We start from the raw sequence: 17,896 nt of genomic DNA on the forward strand, positions 1-17,896 counted from the left end.
TCCGTCGTCGGCAGCGTCAGATGTGTATAAGAGACAGCCTGCGCCGTGCCCACCCGCACGTCAGCGCCGTGGGCCTGCTCGCGACGACGGGAACCATCACGGCCGGGCTCTACCAGCACGCTCTGCGCCAGGCCGGGATCACCACGATCGTCCCGGACCCTCAGGTCCAGGACCACGAGGTCATGGGCGCCATCCGCGACATCAAGGCCGGGGCCCGGCCGGCCGAGGCTGCGGCGTCGTTCGAACGCGCCGCCGACACTCTCGTAGACAGAGGTGCGCAGGCACTCCTCGCCGGATGCACCGAAGTCCCCCTGGCGCTCGATGGCACCGGCTGCCCGGCGCCACTGGTCGACCCGGCCCTGGTGCTAGCCGCCGCGGTTCTCCGCCGCTGCGGCAACGGCATGCGGGCCTGGGGTCGTGACCCGGCCGCGTGAGCATGCACCGCCCGACGCTCGCTCGGCCCCAGCAGCACATCGGCTGACGACGGCCGGGCCGCGAAGATGCCCGCGACCGTCCCCGCTCCACGGCCACGCCACACCCAGACAGACCAGCGAAGGAACCGCCATGACACCGGCACCGGCACACACGCAGAACAGCGCCCCACCACGGCACGAGGCGGCGGCTGCCCCTGACCAGCCGGCCGGCCCAAGCGTCGGCACCCGCACCGAACACGTCCTCGGCAGCCGGGAGGTGCCCCAGGACGCCTACTGGGGCGTGCACACCCTGCGCGCCGTGGAGAACTTCCCCGTCACCGGAACGGTCGTCGGGGACTACCCCGACCTCGTCCGCGCGCTGGCCTGCGTCAAGCAAGCAGCGGCGCAGGCCAACCGCGACCTCGGCACGCTGGAGGCGACGAAAGCCGACGCGATCGTCCACGCATGCGAACAGCTGCGAGCGGGCCGGTACGCCGACCAGTTCGTGGTGGACATGATCCAAGGCGAGGCCGGCACCCCCACCAACATGAACGCCAACGAGGTGATCGCCAACCTGGCCCTGGAGCATCTCGGCCACGTCAAGGGCAGCTACCAGGTCGTGCACCCCAACGAGGACGTCAACCAGAGCCAGTCCACCAACGACGTCTATCCGACCGCGCTGAAGTCCGCCACCATCTTCGCGTTCAGACGCCCGGAGGTCGGTGCCTGCCCGTTGGTGCTCGGTGACAACGCCCCTGCGCAAAGTCCCGGATCGAACGCGCCTCGTCGCGCCGGCGGGCAGGCGACGAGCGCTCAGGTGTCGGCGCTGTCAGACGGCCACGGCTAGGTGGCGCCGTTCCCCGGAGCCTCTGCCGCGGATGGCCCACCGAGTCCAGGCAGCCACCTGGCTGCCTCGTCGCGCAGTGGTATCCGTGCGCCGAGCAGGCACAGGACCCCGGTGGTTCCGGCCATGACGCGCTGCACGAGCAGGTTCCGTACGGGGATGTGCAGCTTGCGCTGTGCGCGGGAGGCGGTCGAGCTGGGGTCGGACATCCGGGCCGTCTGGCCCCGCAGCCATGGGCGGTCGAAGCGGAACGCCTTGTGCCGCAAGGGCTCGAGCAGTGGATCGACCAGCTCGAGCAGGGCCTCCGGCGTGACCTCCGCGCTGCGGACCAACCCGGTGCGCGTTGCGACGTCGAACAGCTCCGCCTCGTCACGGTCCCGTCCCGCACGCACGAGCGCAACGAGACGCGGTGACCAACCGTCAGGCATCGGCAGGCTCGAGCCGAAGTCGACCACGGCGAGCCGGCCGTCGTCGAGGAGCCGGAAGTTGCCGGGATGCGGGTCGCCGTGCAGCCGCCCCACGCGTGGGGGGCTCGAGAGCATCATCCGAGCCAGGAGCAGCCCGACGCGGTCGCGCTGCTGCTCGGAGCCGCGGCGGGCGATCTGCGCCACCGGCGTGCCGTCGACCCACTCCGAGACCAGCACCCCGTCGGCCACCTCGACCACCTGGGGGACGCAGAAGTCCGGGTCGTCACGCAGGACCCGCGCGAACTCGCTCTGCGCCGCAGCCTCCTGCCGGTAGTCGACTTCCGCCATCACCCGAGCACGAAGCTCGGCGAACAGCCCCCGGGCATCCAGGCCCGGCGCGACGGCGCGCAACACCGGGCCGAGGCGGTCCAGCTGCCGCAGGTCAGCCGCCAGGGCCTGCCCGGCGCGTGGGTACTGCACCTTGACCGCGACCGGGCGTCCGTCAGCCCAGACGGCGCGGTGCACCTGTCCGATGCTCGCGGCAGCAGCCGGCTCGTCCTCGAACTCGACGAACCGCCGGCGCCAGCCCCTGCCGAACGACTCGGTGAGCACGTCGTGAACGATGCTGGTCGGCATCGCCGGGGCGGCCTCCTGCAGGCGGGTCAGCGCCTCGCCGTACGCGCCGGCCAGCCGGTCGGGCAACGCGGCCTCCATCGCCGACATCCACTGCGCGCCCTTCATCGCGCCGCCCTTGAGCTCGCCGAGGACCGCGAACAGCTGCTCGGCGGTTCGGGCCTGCACCTCGGCGGCGATCACCTCGGCCGGCAGACCCCCCACACGCCGGGCCAGCCCCAGGGCCCGGCGGCCGACGTAGGCCGTCGGGACCAAGGACAACCGTGCGCCGCGAACCAGGGCCCGCGTCGGCAGGTCACGCATACCTGCATCCTGTCACCCGCCGTCGGCCAGTCTTCCCTCCTCGTCCCGGGCCGCTCTGACTGGGCCACGAGGCCTAGGGGCGGAAGCGGTAACCCATCCCGGGTTCGGTCAGCAGGTGCCGGGGGCGCGATGGCTCGGGTTCGAGCTTGCGTCGTAGCTGGGTCATGTAGAGGCGCAAGTTGGCCGACTGCGTCGCGTAGGCCGGCCCCCAGACCTGGGTCAGCAGGAGACGTTGTGACATGAGCTTGCCCGGGGCGCGGACCAGTGCTTCGAGCAGGTTCCACTCCGTCGGAGTCAGGTGCACGTCCTGCACGGTGCCGTCGGCTCGGTGCCGGGTCACGAGCTTGTCGGCCAGGTCGACCGTGATGTCGGCGAACTCGACGCAGGGTGGGTCGGCCCCGTCGGCCGGTCCGACCCGACGGACGACAGCCCGGATGCGCGCGAGCAGCTCGTCCATGCCGAACGGCTTGGTGACGTAGTCGTCGGCTCCGGCGTCCAGGGCCGACACCTTGTCGGGGCCGCTGCCGCGACCCGACAGGACGATGATCGGGACGTCGCTCCAGCCCCGCAGACCATGGATCACCTCGATGCCGTCCAGGTCCGGCAGCCCGAGGTCGAGCACGACGAGGTCAGGGTCCACCGTCGCCGCCATCTGCAGCGCAACCGCGCCCCCGGTGGCCACGTGCACCTCGTGGTCTCGCGCTCGCAGGTTGATCCGCAACGCGCGGGCCAGCTGCGCGTCGTCGTCGACGACGAGAATCCGCGTCATGGTCGGCCCTCGTCCGGCGGGGCGGTTCCGTCAGTGCCGTCAGTGCCGTCAGCGCCGTCAGCACCGTCAGCACCGTCAGCACCGTCAGCACCGTCGGCGTGGTCGGCGCGGGGCAGGGAAAGGACCATCGTGAGGCCCCCGCCCGGTGTCGGCTGCGGGGTGATCGTGCCGGCCATCGCCTCGATGAGGCCTCGGGACAGAGCCAGACCGATGCCCAGACCGGTCGTGTTGTCGGTGTCCCCAAGTCGTTGGAACGGTCGGAACATCCGCTCCTGCTCCTGCGCTTCCACGCCCGGGCCGTGGTCGATGACGAGCAGCTCCACGCGGTCACGATTGCGCTCGCCGTCGCGGTCGACGCCGTGGTCGGCGACCCGGCCGGTCACGACCGGCGGTGCGGCCTCGCTGCTGCCGTGGTGCAAGGCGTTCCCGAGAACGTTGACCAGCACCCGCATCAACAGGCCGGCGTCTGCGACGACCGGAGGAAGGGCGTCCGGGAGGTCGACGACGACGTCCGAGGCGTTCGTGCCGAGCTCATCGAGGGCCGGCGCCAGCAGCTCGTCGAGCCAGAGCGTCTGCCGTGACACGTTCAACACCCCCGCGCGCAGACGCGACAGGTCGAGCAGGTCCGAGACGAGGGACCCGAGGCGGGCCAAGGACTCTTCGGCGGTCGCGAGAAGCTCTTCCCGTTCCGGCTCGGTCCACGTGACGTCGCTGCTGCGCAGACTGGTGACGGCGGCCGTGGCCGCGGCCAGCGGGGTCCGAAGGTCGTGACCGAGCGCGGCCAGCAAGGCGTCGCGAAGCTTCTCCGACGCCTCGAGCCTGGCGGCCTGGGCTGCGCTGCGGGCCAGGTCGTCACGCTCCAGCAGCGCCTGCACCTGCGCTGCGAACGCCTCGAGGATCGCGCGGTCGGAAGCACCCAGCGACCGTCCTGACAGGGTCAGCACCAGACCCTGGCCCGCCGGCATCTGGATGTCGGCCTCGGCGGGGGACTGCGGTGCGTCGGGACCTCGTGCCACGACGACGGCCCAGCCGGGCATCAAGTCCGAGCCCGTGTCGGACACCGCATCTGCGTGTCTGCGCAGCACGCTGGCAGAGGTCATCCCGAACGCGCGACGCATGTGCTCCAAGAGGGTCGGCAACGCGTCCTCGCCTCGAAGGGTGGCCCGCGCGACGTCCGAGAGGGTCCGCGCCTCTGCGGCCGCCCGGGCCGCCGCAGACGCGGTCGAGGCGGCGCGATGCACCACGCCGCTGACCAGCAGCCCGACGACGAGAAACCCCACCACGGTCCAGATGTTGCGCGCTTCACCGATCTGGAAGGTGCGTACGGGCGGGATGAACCAGTAGTTCAGCAGGCTGGACCCGAGCAGCGCGCAGAGCACCGCCGACCACTGCCCGCCCACGAGAGCCGTCACGATGACGGCAATGAGCAGAGCCAGCGCGTCGCCGGCGACACCGACGACATCACCGGCCCGCACGAGCGTCGTGGTGAGCGCGACCGGCAGCAGGACCGCGAGCGCGATGCCGCTCAGGCGACGGGTGCGGGGCAGGGCGCCCACGGCCGCGGTGTCCGGGAGCGCACTCAGCGACCCGTCGACATCGGCCGACACGTTCTGCGCCACGCCGACATCCTTGCGCACTCCATGCACGCAGGCCGCATTCCCTTGCACAACCTATGCGCGAGCGCTCCTACCGTCGGGCAGGTGCTGAGACAGCTGAACACCGCCAAGCGGATCCTCGTCGGGCGACCGATGCGCAACGACCATCTCGAAGGGACCCTCCTTCAGAAGCGGATCGCGCTGCCGGTCTTCGCCTCCGACCCCCTGTCGTCCGTCGCGTACGCCACCGAGGCGATCCTCAAGGTCCTGACACTCGGTGGGCTCGCCTACCTCTCCTTCACTCCGTGGATAGGGGCAGCCGTGGTCGTGCTCCTCACCGTGGTCGTCGTGTCCTATCGACAGGTCGTCCGCGCCTACCCCAACGGCGGCGGATCCTACGAGGTGGTGCGCGACAACCTCGGCAGCGGCCCCGCCATGGTCGTGGCCGCCTCGCTCATGGTCGACTACGTCATGACGGTGGCGGTCTCGGTGGCCGCCGGCATCGACAACATCATCTCCGCCTTTCCCGCCCTGCACGGTCAGCGGGTGACCATCGCCGTCGGGGTCATCGCCGCGCTGACGATCATGAACCTGCGCGGGACCCGCGAGTCCGGACGGGCCTTCGCCGTACCGACGTACGTGTTCGTCGCCTCGATCCTGTCCGTCGTCGGGGTCGGGCTGACCCGCGCGCTGCTCGGCAGTACCCCGGTTGCGGAGAGCGCAGGCTACACCGTGCATCCCGCGCAGTCGGGTCTGACCGGACTGGCGCTGCTGTTCCTCGCCCTCAAGGCGTTCTCGTCCGGGTGCACGGCCTTGACGGGAGTCGAGGCGATCAGCAACGGAGTGCCGGCCTTCCGCCCACCCAAGTCGCGCAACGCCGCCCGGACCCTGCTGGTCATGGGTGTCCTGGCGGTCACCATGTTCACCGGCATCACCGTGCTGTCGATCGTCGCCCGCGTCCACGTCGCCGAAGACGCGTGCGACCTGGTCGGCTTCCACGGGAACTGCCAGACCGACCCCCAGCAGACCGTGATCGCCCAGCTGGCGGCAGCGGTGTTCGGCCGGGGCAGCGTCATGTTCTACGTCGTCCAGGCCGCCACCGCCTTGGTGCTCCTCCTCGCCGCGAACACCGCGTACAACGGCTTCCCGATGCTCACCTCGCTGCTGGCCCGGCACCGGCTCATGCCGACCCAGCTTCGCACCCGGGGCGACCGGCTCGCCTACAGCAACGGCATCGTTGCCCTTGCCCTCGTGGCCGGGCTGCTCATCGTGGCGTATCGCGCCGACGTCGACCAGCTGCTGCACCTCTACATCCTCGGAGTCTTCACCTCCTTCACCCTCAGCCAGATCGGCATGGTGCGTCACTGGAACCGCGAGCTGGAGCGGGTCGTCGCGCCCGGGGTACGACGCCGCATCAACACGTCCCGCGCCCTGAACGCGTTCGGGGCCACGTGCACCGGGCTCGTGCTCGTCATCGTGCTCGTCACCAAGTTCAGCGGTGGGGCGTATCTCGTCGTCATCACCGTCCCCCTGCTGTGCCTGCTCATGCGAGGCGTCAACCGCCACTACACCCGCGTCGCCGGCGAGCTCGCGCCCCGACGCGACGCACGGTTGCTGCCCAGCAGGGTGCACGCCCTCGTGCTCGTGTCGCACTTCAACGAGCCGGCACTCCGAGCGGTCGCCTACGCCCGGGCGACGCGACCCTCGACCTTGAGCGCAGTCACCGTGTGCATCGACCCGGAAGAGTCCCAGGCGATCGAACGCGAATGGGCCGACGCCGAGCTGCCGGTCGAGCTCACCCTGCTCGAGTCGCCCTTCCGCGACATCACCACGCCCATCGTCGACCACATTCTGCGGCTGCGGTCGGACAACCCCCGAGACCTCGTCGTCGTCTTCATACCGGAGTACGTCGTGGACCGCTGGTGGGAGGGTCTGCTGCACAACCAAAGCGCCCTGCGCCTCAAGCTCCGCCTGCTCACCGTTCCGGGGGTCGTGGTCACCAGCGTCCCGTACCACTCGGAACCCGACGTCCGACGGACGCCGATCCACTCGAGGGTCACCGGGTGAGCCAGGTGGCGGGGGCCGTCGAGCCCACGATGCGGCGGATACCGCGGGACGACCTCGACCTGGCCGTCAGCGACGTCACCTGCTCCCGGCGACGCCGGTGGGTTCGGCGCGTGAGCCGCGGCGTGCGGCTCGCCTCACCGGAGGGCCTCAAGGGCACGTGACGCCCAGGGCCGACGCGGCGAGGTCCCGGCTCGCCTGCTCCAGTGCCCCCACCATGGAGTCGACGAGAGGGGCTGGCGCCGCCGGCGACACCGCCAGGAAGACGTCCCGGTGCGTCGAGGCGGCGCTCACCCGGGCCACGGCCAGCTGCTCGTGCGGGTGATGCCCCAGCGCCGGGACGAGCGCGATGCCCAGGCCCGCCCGCACGAGCCCCTGGATGACGCCGTAGTCGTTGCTCCGGTACGAGACGGCCGGCTCGAACCCGTGGCCGCGGCAGAGCTGACGCAGCATCGTGGCGGCGGCCGTGCCGTTACGCGTCGAGACCCAGGTCTCCTCGGCGAGGCCGGCGACGTCGACGACGTCCGTGCCGGCCTGCGGGTGGCCGGGTGGCAGGACCAGGAGCAGGTCCTCGGTGAGGAGGCGGCGGATCTTCACGCCACGTGGCCACCGCCGAGGGACCAGTGCGTACCGGTAGACGAGCGCGACGTCGAGCTCTCGTGCCAGCAGCAGCGGCATCAGCTCGTCGGGTTCGCCCTCGTCGAGCTCGACCTGGACGCGGTCGTTGCCTCGTCGGAACGCGGAGAGGGCGGCCGGGAGGAGGTGCTCACCTGCGGACGGGAAGCTGCCGAGCCGGAGGCGTCCGATGACACCCCCGAGCAGCAGGTGGATGTCGTCCTCGAGCGAGCGGAGCGACCCCAGCGCGGCGCCGCACCTCGCGACGATGAACTGGGCCACGGGCGTGGGCCGGATGCTGCGTGCGTCCCGCTCGAACAGCGAAACCTTGAGATGGCGCTCCAGCGTCGAGATCTGCTGGGACACCGCCGAGGGCGTGTATCCGAGCTGGCGCGCCGCATCGGCGAACGACCCGCACCGCACCACCGTCGTGAGGGTCCCCAGGTGCACCGGGTTGAGCATTACGAGTCCTTGTCCCGTCGCTTGATGAACGAGGCTGCCGGGGTGACGGATCGACGACCGGCTCGGCAGACATCGGCGTCCATCGCTGGAGACGATAGCCCTTCGGGCGGGAGAGGCACCCGAGAAGCCAGGGCCACGAGCACCAGCAATGCTTACCGAGACGTCAGAGCGTGGCGGTCTCCAGACCCTTCCGAAGGTGCCGGCGTGCACGGCAGGCTTCACGCGGAACGGACGAAGGAGGACGGTATGCAGCTCGACACCCTCCAGCTCATGGACGAGTGGGGGCCCGAGAAGGTCGTCTGCGTCTCCGACCGCAGGTCGGGGATGCGTGGAGTGCTCGTCATCGACAACACCGCGCGAGGCGTCGGCAAGGGTGGGACCCGGATGAGCCCGCACCTCAGCGTGTTCGAGGTGGCAAGGCTGGCCCGGACGATGACCTGGAAGTGGGCCGGGGTCGACCTCTTCCACGGGGGAGCCAAGGCCGGCATCCTCGGTGACCCGACCGCGCCGAACAAGGAGGAGGTCCTCAGGGCGTTCGCGCGAGCCCTGTCGAACGAGGTGCCGACGGAGTACGTCTTCGGCCTGGACATGGGCCTGACCGAGAAGGACGCCGCGATCATCGTCGACGAGCTCGGCGACCGTGGCGCTGCGGTCGGCCTCCCGCGCGCCTTGGGCGGCCTGCCCTACGACGAGCTCGGCGTCACCGGCTACGGGGTCGCCGAGGCGACGGACGCTGCGGCGGCAGCGATCTCGCTGCCCATCGCAGGAGCGACCGTCGCGATCCAGGGGTTCGGGGCCGTGGGTCAGGCTGCGGCCGAACGGCTCGTCGAGCTGGGCGCCGTCGTCGTGGCCGTGTCCACCGCCGAAGGGGCGATCCTCGACGCCGACGGCATCGACATCCCCAAGCTCGTCGAGCTGCGTCAGCACGTCGGGGACGGCTGCGTCGTCGAGTACGGCGGGTCCGTCGCCCCCGCGGCAGCGCTCACCTCGGAGGCACAGATCCTCATCCCTGCCGCCCGCGAGGACGTCATCGACGAGGACCTCGCCTCCTCGACGTCCGCACGTCTGGTCGTCGAAGGGGCCAACATGCCGACCACTGGGGCCGCCCTCGACGTGCTGCACGGAAGGGGGGTGACCGTCGTGCCGGACTTCATCGCCAACGCCGGGGGCATCGTCGCTGCGGCGCACTCGATGGACGCGAGGTACTCGCCGTTCACCGTCGACCCGGACGCGGTCTTCCCGATGGTCTCGGCGAAGATGCGGCAGAACACCGTCACGGTCGTCACCGAGGCCCGCAACCGGAAGCTGACCACGCACGCTACGGCCCAGGACATCGCGCTGGAGCGGGTCCGGGCCGCCATGCAGCTGAGAGGCCGGCACGGCCGGCTCGGTCCCGGCGGAAGGCGAGCAGCATGAGCAGCATGAGCACGAAAGGCACGACGGTCAGCAGCACCGAGCTGCGCGCCCGCTTCGCGGCGCGCCTCTCGGCCCTCTACGGCAGCGAGGTGCCGGCGTACAACACCCTCGTCGAGGTGTCGCAGGAGGTGAACGAGCGGGTCATGTCCCGGCTCGGCCCGGACGCCGCGAGGCTCGGCACCATGGAACGGGTCACCGCGGAGCGGCACGGAGCCATCCGGGTGGGCTCACCGCGCGAGCTCGAGCAGGTCTCGCGCGTCTTCGGCGCCCTCGGCATGTTCCCGTGCGGGTTCTACGACCTCCGCGACGCGGCGCCGGCCCCGATCCCCGTCGTCTCCACGGCCTTCCGCCCCCTCGACCGGGCGGAGCTCGCGGTGAACCCGTTCCGGGTCTTCACATCGGTGCTGGTGCCGGAGGACCGTCGCTTCTTCGACGCCGACCTCGAGCACCGGTTGACGAGCTTCCTCGAGGCCCGGGAGCTGTTCCCGCCCGAGCTGCTGACGCTGGCCGACCGCGCGATCGCCCACGGCGAGCTGTCGGCGGCCGACGCCGAGCGCTACCTGGACCTCGCAACGGCCTCGTTCGCGTTGTCCCGGGAACCCGTCGACCGGGCCTGGTACTCCGAGCTCGAACGGGTCTCGGCCGTGGCCGCCGACATCGGCGGTGTCACGACGACGCACATCAACCACCTGACACCCCGCGTCCTCGACATCGACGACCTCTACGCCTCGATGCAGGCACGCGGCGTCGAGATGATTGACGAGATCCAGGGACCGCCCCGCTGGGACGGGCCCGACGTGCTCCTGCGGCAGACGTCGTTCCGAGCGCTGTCCGAGCCGCGCACGTTCCGCCATCCCGACGGCAGCCTGACCGAGGGCGCGCTGCGGGTGCGGTTCGGAGAGGTCGAGGCCCGCGGGATCGCGCTCACGCCCGCCGGCCGGGACCGCTTCGAGCAGCTGACGGCCGAGACCGACCGACGCCTCGCGGCGGGACCCGACCTGAGCCGCGCCGACGTCGCACCACAGGTCTGGGCCGAGGGGTTCCCGGGGACCGAACGCGAGCTGTGCACCCAGGGGCTGGGGTTCTTCACCGTCACCGTCGACGACGCGGTCGCGGCCGGCAACGCCGACCCCCAGCAGGCAGCTGCGCTCGAGGAGGCCACCGTCACGGGGCTGGTCGCGACCGGCGTCCTGCACCCGGTGCCGATCGTCTACGAGGACTTCCTGCCCCGGTCGGCCGCCGGCATCTTCGCGTCGAACCTGACCGACCACGGCGCCGTGGACGCCGCCGACGGTGGCGCCGACCGCGACCCGGCCTGGATGGCGCAGGTCATGGGCCGGGAGGTGATGGTTCCGGAGGAGATCTACGCCGCCGAGTCGGCGGCCTCCGTGCAGGACGTCGAGGCACTCCTGGGCCGCCGGCTCAGGTGAGACCGCGGGCTCCGACCATCTCGGCGACGATGGTCTGGGCCACCTCGATGAAGACCCGGACCGGCTCCCTGGGCGTCCCAGCGCCGCGCGTGATCAGCACGATCTGACGGCTCATGGGGTCGGCCATCTGCAGGGCGGCCAGCTGGAGGGACGGGTTGAGCCGCCGCATGAGGTCGGTCGTCACGGTCGCCCCCAGGCCTGCCGCCGCGAGCTGCAGGGAGGCACCCGTGTCGGTGACCTCGTGCACGACGCGAGGCTCGAGCCCCCGGCGTCGGAACCCGGCTCGCACCGCCCGCCCGAACTGGCTCGACTCGGGAGCCAGGATCCAGCTCAGCTCCGCCAGCTCCGTCACGGTCGCCACGCTGGCCGCGTCAGGGCCACGGCCCAAGGACCAGGCGGCCGGTGCCACGGCGACCGTGAAGGTCTCGGAGTGCAGCTCGACGACCGACAGCCCGGCATCGCGCCGCATCGGCGCATCGGCGTAGTCGAGCCCGAACGCGATGTCGACGTCCCCGTGGCGTACCGAGCCGGCCGCGTCGTCCACGTCGACCTCGCGGGACGACACGACGACCTCGGGGTACTCGGCCGCCATTCGCTCCACGACGGGAGCGAGCAGACCCACGGCCGTGCTTCCCCAGGTCCCGACGAGGAGGGGTCCGGCGGCGCCACCCTGCACAGACCTCGTGACGGTGACCGCCTCGGCCTCCAGGGCCAGGAGCCGTTCGGCGTACCCGGCCATGACACGGCCGGCATCGGTCAGCACGAGCTGCCGCCCCGAGCGCTGCACGAGCGGTGTGCCCAGGTTCTGCTCCAGCGAGGAGAGGTGCTGCGACACGGCGCCCGCGGTGTACCCGAGGTGCTCGGCCGCCGCGGCGAGAGTTCCCCTGCGGACGAGCTCGCGCAGGGTGGCGAGCTGGGTGAGGTTCAACCTCGACGACGCGCCCACGACGAGCCCTCTCCGGACGGCTGGTGACTCGGCTGCTGACTTCAGGGATTCTAAACATCAAAGGCCAGAAAGGTTCGCTTGTCGTGAACCTTGCCGTGGGCCGACGATGGCTGCGAGAGCCGTCGCACCGAGGTCGTTCCCCGCGTCGCTGCTCCGTCCTCGCCCCCGACGAATCGAGGCCCACGATGGCGCAAGCCGCGAACCTGCCCACCCACGCCTCCGTCGTCGTCGTCGGCGGCGGGGTCATGGGCGTGTCCACCGCCTACCACCTAGCCCGGGCGGGCGTCACCGACGTCGTCCTCGTCGAGAGGGGCGAGCTGGGCTCCGGCTCCACGTGCAAGGCTGCCGGCGGCGTCCGTGCCCAGTTCTCCGACCGGGTCAACGTCGAGCTCGGGCTGCGCAGCCTCAGGACGTTCGAGACCTTCGCGGAGACCTTCGGCCAGGAGATCGACCTGCACCAGGTCGGCTACCTCTTCCTGCTCGACCGGCCCGATCACGTTGCGGCCTTCGAGCAGAACGTGGCCCTGCAGAACGAGCTCGGCGTGCCGAGCCGGATGATCGAGGTCTCCGAGGCCAAGCAGCTCTCGCCGATGATCAGCACCGAGGGGCTCCTTGCGGCCGCGTGGTCCCCGACCGACGGGCACTGCACCCCCGAGTCGGTCGTCCTGGGGTACGCCGGCGCCGCCCGCCGCGCCGGTGCCCGCCTCGTGCGCGGCTGCTCGGTCACCGACATCGCCTCCACGGGCGGCACCGTCACCGGCGTCGTGACCGACCGCGGCACCATCGCGACCGACACCGTCGTCTGCACGGGCGGAGCCTGGTCCGCGGCGGTGGGGGCCATGGTCGGCGTGGACCTGCCCGTCCAACCGCTGCGCCGTCAGATCCTCACCACCGAGGCGATCCCCGGACTGGACCCGCGGACTCCCTTCACCATCGACTTCTCCACGAGCCTCTACTTCCACTGCGAAGGGCCCGGGCTTCTGCTCGGGATGTCCGACCCGGAGGAGACCCCCGGCTTCAAGCTGAGGCAGTCCGACGACTGGCTGCCGCGCCTGGCCGAGGCCATCGAGAAGCGGGCGCCGGCCATGGCGGAGACGGGTCTCGCCGCCGGATGGGCCGGCCTCTACGAGATGACGCCCGACCACAACGCCCTCATCGGCGAGGCTCGCGAGGTCTCCCGGTTCCTCTACGCCACGGGGTTCTCGGGTCACGGCTTCCTCATGGGCCCGGCCATCGGTGAGGTCATGCGCGACCTCTACCTCGGCCGGCCGCCCGTCATCGACGTCTCGAGCCTGCACGGCGACCGGTTCGCCACGAGCGACATCCGACCCGAGCTCAACATCGTGTGAGCCAGGGTCACGACCTTTCCAACCGACGAGCGGCCCGGCCGCGCCAGCCTCGACCGAGCGAAACCACACACCAAGGAGAACCCCATGACGACGCAGCAGACCACCCGGAGCCCCGACCTCCACAGCCTCGCCACGGAGACGGCGCGCCGCTGCGGCGTCGACATCGACGCGATCGCCGGCGACGTCGTGACCACGTCCCCGGTCGACGGCCTGCCGCTGTCCTCGGTGCGCTGGGTCGAGGGCGGTGCGGTCGACGACGCCGTGGCCCGGGCCCAGGCAGCGTTCCGGTCGTGGCGCACGGTCCCGGCGCCCACTCGGGGCGCGCTCGTCAAGCGTCTCGGCGAGCTGTTGGCCCTCCACAAGGAGGACCTTGGCACCCTCATCAGCCTCGAGGTCGGCAAGATCACCTCGGAGGCGCTCGGTGAGGTGCAGGAGATGATCGACATCTGCGACTTCGCCGTCGGGCTGTCACGCCAGCTCTACGGCAGGACCATGGTGTCCGAGCGCCCCGGCCACCGGCTGATGGAGACGTGGCACCCGCTCGGGATCGTCGGCGTCATCTCGGCCTTCAACTTCCCGGCTGCGGTCTGGTCGTGGAACACCGCGATCGCCCTGGTCTGCGGCGACCCGGTGATCTGGAAGCCGTCGGAGCTGGCGCCGCTGACGGCGTTGGCGAGTCACGCCATCCTGGCCCGGGCGATCGACGAGGTCGGGGCCCCGGCCGACCTCTCCCAGGTCCTCATCGGGGGCGCCGACGTCGGCCAGGCGCTCGTGGACCACCGCGGTGTTGCGCTCCTCTCGGCGACCGGGTCCACCCGCATGGGCCGGGCGGTCGGTCCGCGGGTTGCCGACCGTTTCGGCCGGTCGCTGCTCGAGCTCGGGGGCAACAACGCCGCCATCGTCACCCCGAGCGCCGACCTCGACCTCACGGTGCGGGGCATCGTCTTCTCCGCCGCCGGTACGGCGGGACAGCGGTGCACCACCCTGCGCCGCGTCATCGCGCACACCTCTGTGATCGACGAGCTCACCGACCGGCTCGTCTCCGCCTACTCCAGGCTCCCGATCGGCGACCCGACGAGCGAGGGGACGCTGGTCGGCCCACTCATCCACGCCGGCGCCTACGAGGCGATGCAGAGCGCCATCAGGCAGGCGGCCGAGGAGGGCGGCAAGCTCGTCGCCGGAGGCCACCGCACCCTGGAGGAGACCGCCCCCGACGCCTACTACGCCGCCCCGGCCATCGTCCGAATCGACTCCCAGACGCCGGCGGTGCAGCAGGAGACCTTCGCGCCGGTGCTCTACCTCCTGCCCTACGAGACGTTCGACGAAGCGATCGAGCTGAACAACGCTGTGCCGCAAGGCCTGTCGTCGAGCATCTTCACCCGCGACCAGGCCGAGGCGGAGCGGTTCCTGTCGGCCGAGGGCTCCGACTGCGGCATCGTCAACGTCAACATCGGCACGTCGGGCGCCGAGATCGGTGGCGCCTTCGGCGGCGAGAAGGAGACCGGCGGCGGACGCGAGTCGGGATCAGACGCCTGGCGTGCGTACATGCGCCGCGCGACGAACACGGTCAACTACTCCGGCGAGCTTCCCCTCGCCCAGGGCGTGAGCTTCACGGTCTGACCGGGCGCGCGCCCGGCTGACAGAGGGTGAAGGCGTCGCGGAACCGCTTGAGGGCGAGCTCCGGGGCGCCCGAGGCCCAGGCCTCGAGGCCGACGGTGCCTCGGTAGCCCATGTCGGCGAGCGCGCGAGCCACGGCGGGGTACGCGATCTCGCCGGTCCCGGGCTCGCAGCGCCCCGGCACGTCGGCGACCTGGACCTCGCCGATCCACGGCAGGGCCCGCCGGCACAGCTCGATGAGGTTCCCCTCGCCGATCTGGGCGTGGTAGAGGTCGAGCATGAGCCGCAGGTGCGGGCTGTCGACCGCCTCGACGAGCGCCAGGCAGTCGGCAGCGCGGGCGAACGGTGTGCCGGGGTGGTCGACGTCGGTGTTGAGGTTCTCGAGGACGAACTGCACGCCCTCGCGCTCGCCGAGCTCGGCGACCCGGCTCAGGGTCTCCCGGGCCTGCAGCCACATCGCCCCCGTCACCTCGTGGGTCGGCCGGACCGGGAACCCCTTGTCGTCGAGGCCGGTCCCGTGCAGGTTGAGGCGGGGGATGCCGAGGCGCGCGGCGACGGGCACCGACTCGGCGGCCGTCGCCAGCAGCTCGTCGGCGCCATCGCGGTCGGCGAGGCGCCCTCGCACGTAGCCGGTCATCGACGAGAAGACGACGCCCTCCTGCCGGAGCGCCTCCAGCGCGTCCACGTCGTGGCGCGTCCAGTCCCAGATCTCGACGGCGAAGCCGAGCTGGTGGATCCTGCGGACCCGCTCGGTCACGGGCAGGTCGAGGAAGACCATCTCGGAGCTCACGGCGAGGGTGAACGGCCCTGCGTCGCCGGGCGTCGCGGCGCTCATGCGACGACCTCGCGGTCGTCGTCGCGGATCGTGACGGTGGTGCCGCCCTGCACGCCCTCGATGCAGGCCAGGGCGATCCGCAGGGCTGCGCGCGCGTCGTGGCCGTCGACCACCGTGGGGGTGCCGGCGCGCACGGCCGTGCAGAACGCAGCCAGCTCGGCGGCATACGCGTCGGCGAACAGATCGGTGTCCGTGCGTGCGGTCGGCGCCGAGAGGCCGTCGACGGTCCAGAGGCTCGTCGTCAGGTGCGCGGCGCCACCTGCCTGCACCATGCCGGCCGAGCCGAAGACCTCGCCGCGGACGTCGTAGCCGTAGGCCGCCGAGAAGCTGGCCTCGGCGACGCCGATGGCACCGTTGTCGTAGCGGATCGTGACGACCGCGGTGTCGAGCAGGCCTGCACCCTTGAAGTCCGGCGCGACGAGGGCGTCGGCCATGACACTGACCTCGACGGCCCGGGCGCCGGCGTTGAACCAGTTGAGCGCGTCGAAGTCGTGGATGAGGGTCTGGGTGAAGATCGTCCACGGCGGGACGGCGCCGGGGTCGGCCAGGCCGGGGTCGCGCGTCAGCGAGCGGAGCAGCTGCGGGGTGCCGACACGTCCGGCAGCGACCGCGTCGTGGGCGGTGGCGAAGTCGCGGGCGAAGCGGCGGTTGAAGCCGACCTGCAGCGGGACGCCGGCCTGCTCGACGGCGGCGATGGCGCGGTCGGCGTCGGCGAGTGTCATGGCCATCGGCTTCTCGACGAAGACCGCCTTGCCGGCGCGGGCCGCGGCCACGACGAGGTCGGCGTGTGCCGTGCTGGCACAGGTGATGGCGACGGCCTCGATGCGCGGGTCGTCGAGGAGGGCCTGGGGGTCGGTGAGCCACTCGACCCCGAGGTCATCACCGAGGCGCCGGGCGGACGCCTCGAACGGGTCCGCGACGGCGACGAGCTCGGCCTCGGGGAGTCGACGGGCGAGGGTCGTGGCGTGGTGGGTGCCGATGCGGCCGGCGCCGATGAGGCCGACGCGTACTGGACCTGGGGCGGTCACGGGGGGCTCCTTTCGCTCCTGGACTAGAGCGCTCTAGTCCGATGGTGGGGCCAATGCCGAGTCGCCGTCAAGAGATCACCGCAGAATCGTCTGGAGCGCTCTACACTTCGGACGCATGGCGACCGCACGCGTGACGATGGAGGACGTGGCGGCACGAGCCGGAGTGTCGCGCGCGCTCGTGTCGATCGTGTTCCGCGGCGTCGCCGGGGCCTCCGAGGAGACGCGGGCCCGCGTGCTCGCCGCGGCCGCCGACCTGGACTACCGGCCGGACACGCGCGCCAGTCGGCTCGGCCGCGGCCGGACGCGGACTCTGGGTGTCACCTTCGCCGTGGGACACGCCTTCCACGGCGAGGTGATCCGCAGCCTCTACACCGAGGCCGACGCGGCCGGGTACGAGGTGGTGCTGAGCGGCGTCACCGCCGACCGGTCCGACACGGATGCGGTCGACACGCTGCTCGCCGAGCGGTGCGAGGGGCTCCTTCTCGTGGGGAGCGGCCTCGCACCGGGTGCCATGGCGCGGCTCGCCGAACGGGTGGCGGTTGCCAGCGTGCTGCGGCCCGTCCGTGCTCGGGGAGTCGGGGTGGTGCGCACCGACGACGCACTGGGGTCGCGGTTGGCGGTCGAGCACCTGCGTCAGATCGGCCATGAGCGCATCGCCGCGCTCGACGGAGGCCGTGCGCCGGGCGCGGCCGAACGGCGACTGGGGTTTCGCCGTGGCATGGGCAGGGGGACCGGCGCGCAGGGGACGCTCCTCCCAGGAGGCCTGACGGAGCTGGACGGGGCCCGGGCGGGCCAGGCGTTCCTCGAGCTCGGGAGCGAGCAGCCCACCGCCGTGGCCGCGTTCAACGACCGGTGCGCCCTGGGTTTCATCGACGTCGTGCGCCAGGCGGGGCTGCGGGTGCCGCGCGACGTGTCGGTCGTCGGGTTCGACGACATCGAGCAGGCCGGCTACCCGCACGTGGCGCTGACGACGGTCCGCCAGGACGCCGCGAGGCTCGGTGCCGAGGCCGTCCGCGCCGTGACGTCACGGCTCGACGAGGTGGAGGTGAACGGGAGCGCCGAAGCCGTCGGTGCCGTTGTCGAGCCCGAGCTCGTCATCCGCGCCAGCACCGCCCCGCCACCGTGCTGAGGGCGGTGTCGAGGGCGGAGGGCGGCCCATGACGGGTTCGG

Annotated in this window: 15 protein-coding genes and 1 pseudogene; 9 read left to right on the plus strand and 7 right to left on the minus strand. The window is 71.7% G+C overall.

The features are described 5' to 3' along the window. Both ACPYOM_RS05850 and ACPYOM_RS05855 read left to right on the plus strand, forming a co-directional pair. Positions 1-434 (plus strand): aspartate/glutamate racemase family protein (locus ACPYOM_RS05850; RefSeq protein WP_481345252.1); only part of this gene is annotated, 434 nt, incomplete at its 5' end. 130 nt (positions 435-564) lie between these two features. Further along, positions 565-1,122 (plus strand): annotated as a pseudogene (locus ACPYOM_RS05855) (lyase family protein); the annotation flags it as partial. 134 nt (positions 1,123-1,256) lie between these two features. Here ACPYOM_RS05855 and ACPYOM_RS05860 read toward each other — a convergent pair. The 3 genes from ACPYOM_RS05860 to ACPYOM_RS05870 all read right to left on the minus strand — a co-directional run bounded on the left by ACPYOM_RS05860 (position 1,257) and on the right by ACPYOM_RS05870 (position 4,988). After that, positions 1,257-2,600, minus strand: a complete 1,344-nt coding sequence (locus ACPYOM_RS05860; protein ID WP_481345253.1) for an ABC1 kinase family protein — start codon at positions 2,598-2,600, stop codon at positions 1,257-1,259. Between the two features lie 73 nt (positions 2,601-2,673). Next, positions 2,674-3,369 (minus strand): response regulator, encoded by a 696-nt coding sequence (locus ACPYOM_RS05865; RefSeq protein WP_481341143.1) that lies wholly within the window; start codon positions 3,367-3,369, stop codon positions 2,674-2,676. Beyond that, the gene (locus tag ACPYOM_RS05870; RefSeq protein ID WP_481345254.1) at positions 3,366-4,988 is read right to left on the minus strand and encodes a sensor histidine kinase; all 1,623 of its coding nucleotides are present in this window, start codon (positions 4,986-4,988) and stop codon (positions 3,366-3,368) included. The genes ACPYOM_RS05865 and ACPYOM_RS05870 overlap by 4 nt, the downstream gene beginning before the upstream one ends. Before the next feature lie 81 nt (positions 4,989-5,069). Between ACPYOM_RS05870 and ACPYOM_RS05875 the strand changes: the two genes are divergently transcribed. Further along, a complete protein-coding gene (locus tag ACPYOM_RS05875; protein ID WP_481345255.1) occupies positions 5,070-7,031 on the plus strand; it encodes an APC family permease in 1,962 nt (653 codons plus the stop codon). Further along, on the plus strand, positions 7,028-7,192 hold the full coding sequence (locus ACPYOM_RS05880) for a hypothetical protein (RefSeq protein ID WP_481345256.1): 165 nt from the start codon (positions 7,028-7,030) through the stop codon (positions 7,190-7,192). Before ACPYOM_RS05875 ends, ACPYOM_RS05880 begins: the two co-directional genes overlap by 4 nt. Here the strand turns inward: ACPYOM_RS05880 and ACPYOM_RS05885 are convergent. Beyond that, positions 7,179-8,105 (minus strand): LysR family transcriptional regulator, encoded by a 927-nt coding sequence (locus ACPYOM_RS05885; protein WP_481345257.1) that lies wholly within the window; start codon positions 8,103-8,105, stop codon positions 7,179-7,181. The genes ACPYOM_RS05880 and ACPYOM_RS05885 overlap by 14 nt on opposite strands. Before the next feature lie 246 nt (positions 8,106-8,351). On the opposite strand from ACPYOM_RS05885, the gene ACPYOM_RS05890 reads away from it, so the two are divergent. Both ACPYOM_RS05890 and hglS read left to right on the plus strand, forming a co-directional pair. Continuing rightward, entirely contained in the window at positions 8,352-9,521 is a 1,170-nt protein-coding gene (locus ACPYOM_RS05890) for a Glu/Leu/Phe/Val family dehydrogenase (protein ID WP_481345258.1), read from the plus strand. Further along, positions 9,518-10,951, plus strand: coding sequence for a 2-oxoadipate dioxygenase/decarboxylase (hglS, locus tag ACPYOM_RS05895; protein WP_481341149.1), 1,434 nt, complete (start codon positions 9,518-9,520; stop codon positions 10,949-10,951). The genes ACPYOM_RS05890 and hglS overlap by 4 nt, the downstream gene beginning before the upstream one ends. Here hglS and ACPYOM_RS05900 read toward each other — a convergent pair. Next, the gene (locus tag ACPYOM_RS05900) at positions 10,944-11,897 is read right to left on the minus strand and encodes a LysR family transcriptional regulator (protein ID WP_481345259.1); all 954 of its coding nucleotides are present in this window, start codon (positions 11,895-11,897) and stop codon (positions 10,944-10,946) included. The genes hglS and ACPYOM_RS05900 overlap by 8 nt on opposite strands. Before the next feature lie 185 nt (positions 11,898-12,082). Here ACPYOM_RS05900 and ACPYOM_RS05905 point away from each other — a divergent pair, with 185 nt between their 5' ends. Both ACPYOM_RS05905 and amaB read left to right on the plus strand, forming a co-directional pair. Next, positions 12,083-13,246 (plus strand): NAD(P)/FAD-dependent oxidoreductase, encoded by a 1,164-nt coding sequence (locus ACPYOM_RS05905; RefSeq protein WP_481345260.1) that lies wholly within the window; start codon positions 12,083-12,085, stop codon positions 13,244-13,246. 84 nt (positions 13,247-13,330) lie between these two features. Continuing rightward, a complete protein-coding gene (gene amaB / locus ACPYOM_RS05910; protein WP_481345261.1) occupies positions 13,331-14,866 on the plus strand; it encodes an L-piperidine-6-carboxylate dehydrogenase in 1,536 nt (511 codons plus the stop codon). On the opposite strand, the gene ACPYOM_RS05915 is transcribed toward amaB, so the two are convergent. Continuing rightward, positions 14,856-15,698 carry a TIM barrel protein gene (locus ACPYOM_RS05915; RefSeq protein ID WP_481345262.1) on the minus strand — a complete coding sequence of 281 codons (843 nt, stop codon included), beginning with the start codon at positions 15,696-15,698 and terminating at the stop codon, positions 14,856-14,858. The genes amaB and ACPYOM_RS05915 overlap by 11 nt on opposite strands. Next, positions 15,695-16,726, minus strand: coding sequence for a Gfo/Idh/MocA family oxidoreductase (locus ACPYOM_RS05920; protein ID WP_481345263.1), 1,032 nt, complete (start codon positions 16,724-16,726; stop codon positions 15,695-15,697). The genes ACPYOM_RS05915 and ACPYOM_RS05920 overlap by 4 nt, the downstream gene beginning before the upstream one ends. A 115-nt stretch (positions 16,727-16,841) precedes the next feature. Here ACPYOM_RS05920 and ACPYOM_RS05925 point away from each other — a divergent pair, with 115 nt between their 5' ends. Beyond that, on the plus strand, positions 16,842-17,855 hold the full coding sequence (locus ACPYOM_RS05925; protein WP_481341155.1) for a LacI family DNA-binding transcriptional regulator: 1,014 nt from the start codon (positions 16,842-16,844) through the stop codon (positions 17,853-17,855). The last annotated feature ends 41 nt before the right edge of the window (positions 17,856-17,896 follow it).

Source organism: Monashia sp. HAY1-2A, from assembly GCF_056755315.1.

Excerpts from the sequence above, each read along its gene's own strand:
- ACPYOM_RS05860 (WP_481345253.1), bottom strand. The coding sequence starts at position 2,600 with ATGCGTGACCTGCCGACGCGGGCCCTGGTTCGCGGCGCACGGTTGTCC.
- ACPYOM_RS05865 (WP_481341143.1), bottom strand. The coding sequence starts at position 3,369 with ATGACGCGGATTCTCGTCGTCGACGACGACGCGCAGCTGGCCCGCGCG.
- ACPYOM_RS05885 (WP_481345257.1), bottom strand. The coding sequence starts at position 8,105 with ATGCTCAACCCGGTGCACCTGGGGACCCTCACGACGGTGGTGCGGTGC.
- ACPYOM_RS05890 (WP_481345258.1), top strand. The coding sequence starts at position 8,352 with ATGCAGCTCGACACCCTCCAGCTCATGGACGAGTGGGGGCCCGAGAAG.
- hglS (WP_481341149.1), top strand. The coding sequence starts at position 9,518 with ATGAGCAGCATGAGCACGAAAGGCACGACGGTCAGCAGCACCGAGCTG.
- ACPYOM_RS05905 (WP_481345260.1), top strand. The coding sequence starts at position 12,083 with ATGGCGCAAGCCGCGAACCTGCCCACCCACGCCTCCGTCGTCGTCGTC.
- amaB (WP_481345261.1), top strand. The coding sequence starts at position 13,331 with ATGACGACGCAGCAGACCACCCGGAGCCCCGACCTCCACAGCCTCGCC.
- ACPYOM_RS05915 (WP_481345262.1), bottom strand. The coding sequence starts at position 15,698 with ATGAGCGCCGCGACGCCCGGCGACGCAGGGCCGTTCACCCTCGCCGTG.
- ACPYOM_RS05925 (WP_481341155.1), top strand. The coding sequence starts at position 16,842 with ATGGCGACCGCACGCGTGACGATGGAGGACGTGGCGGCACGAGCCGGA.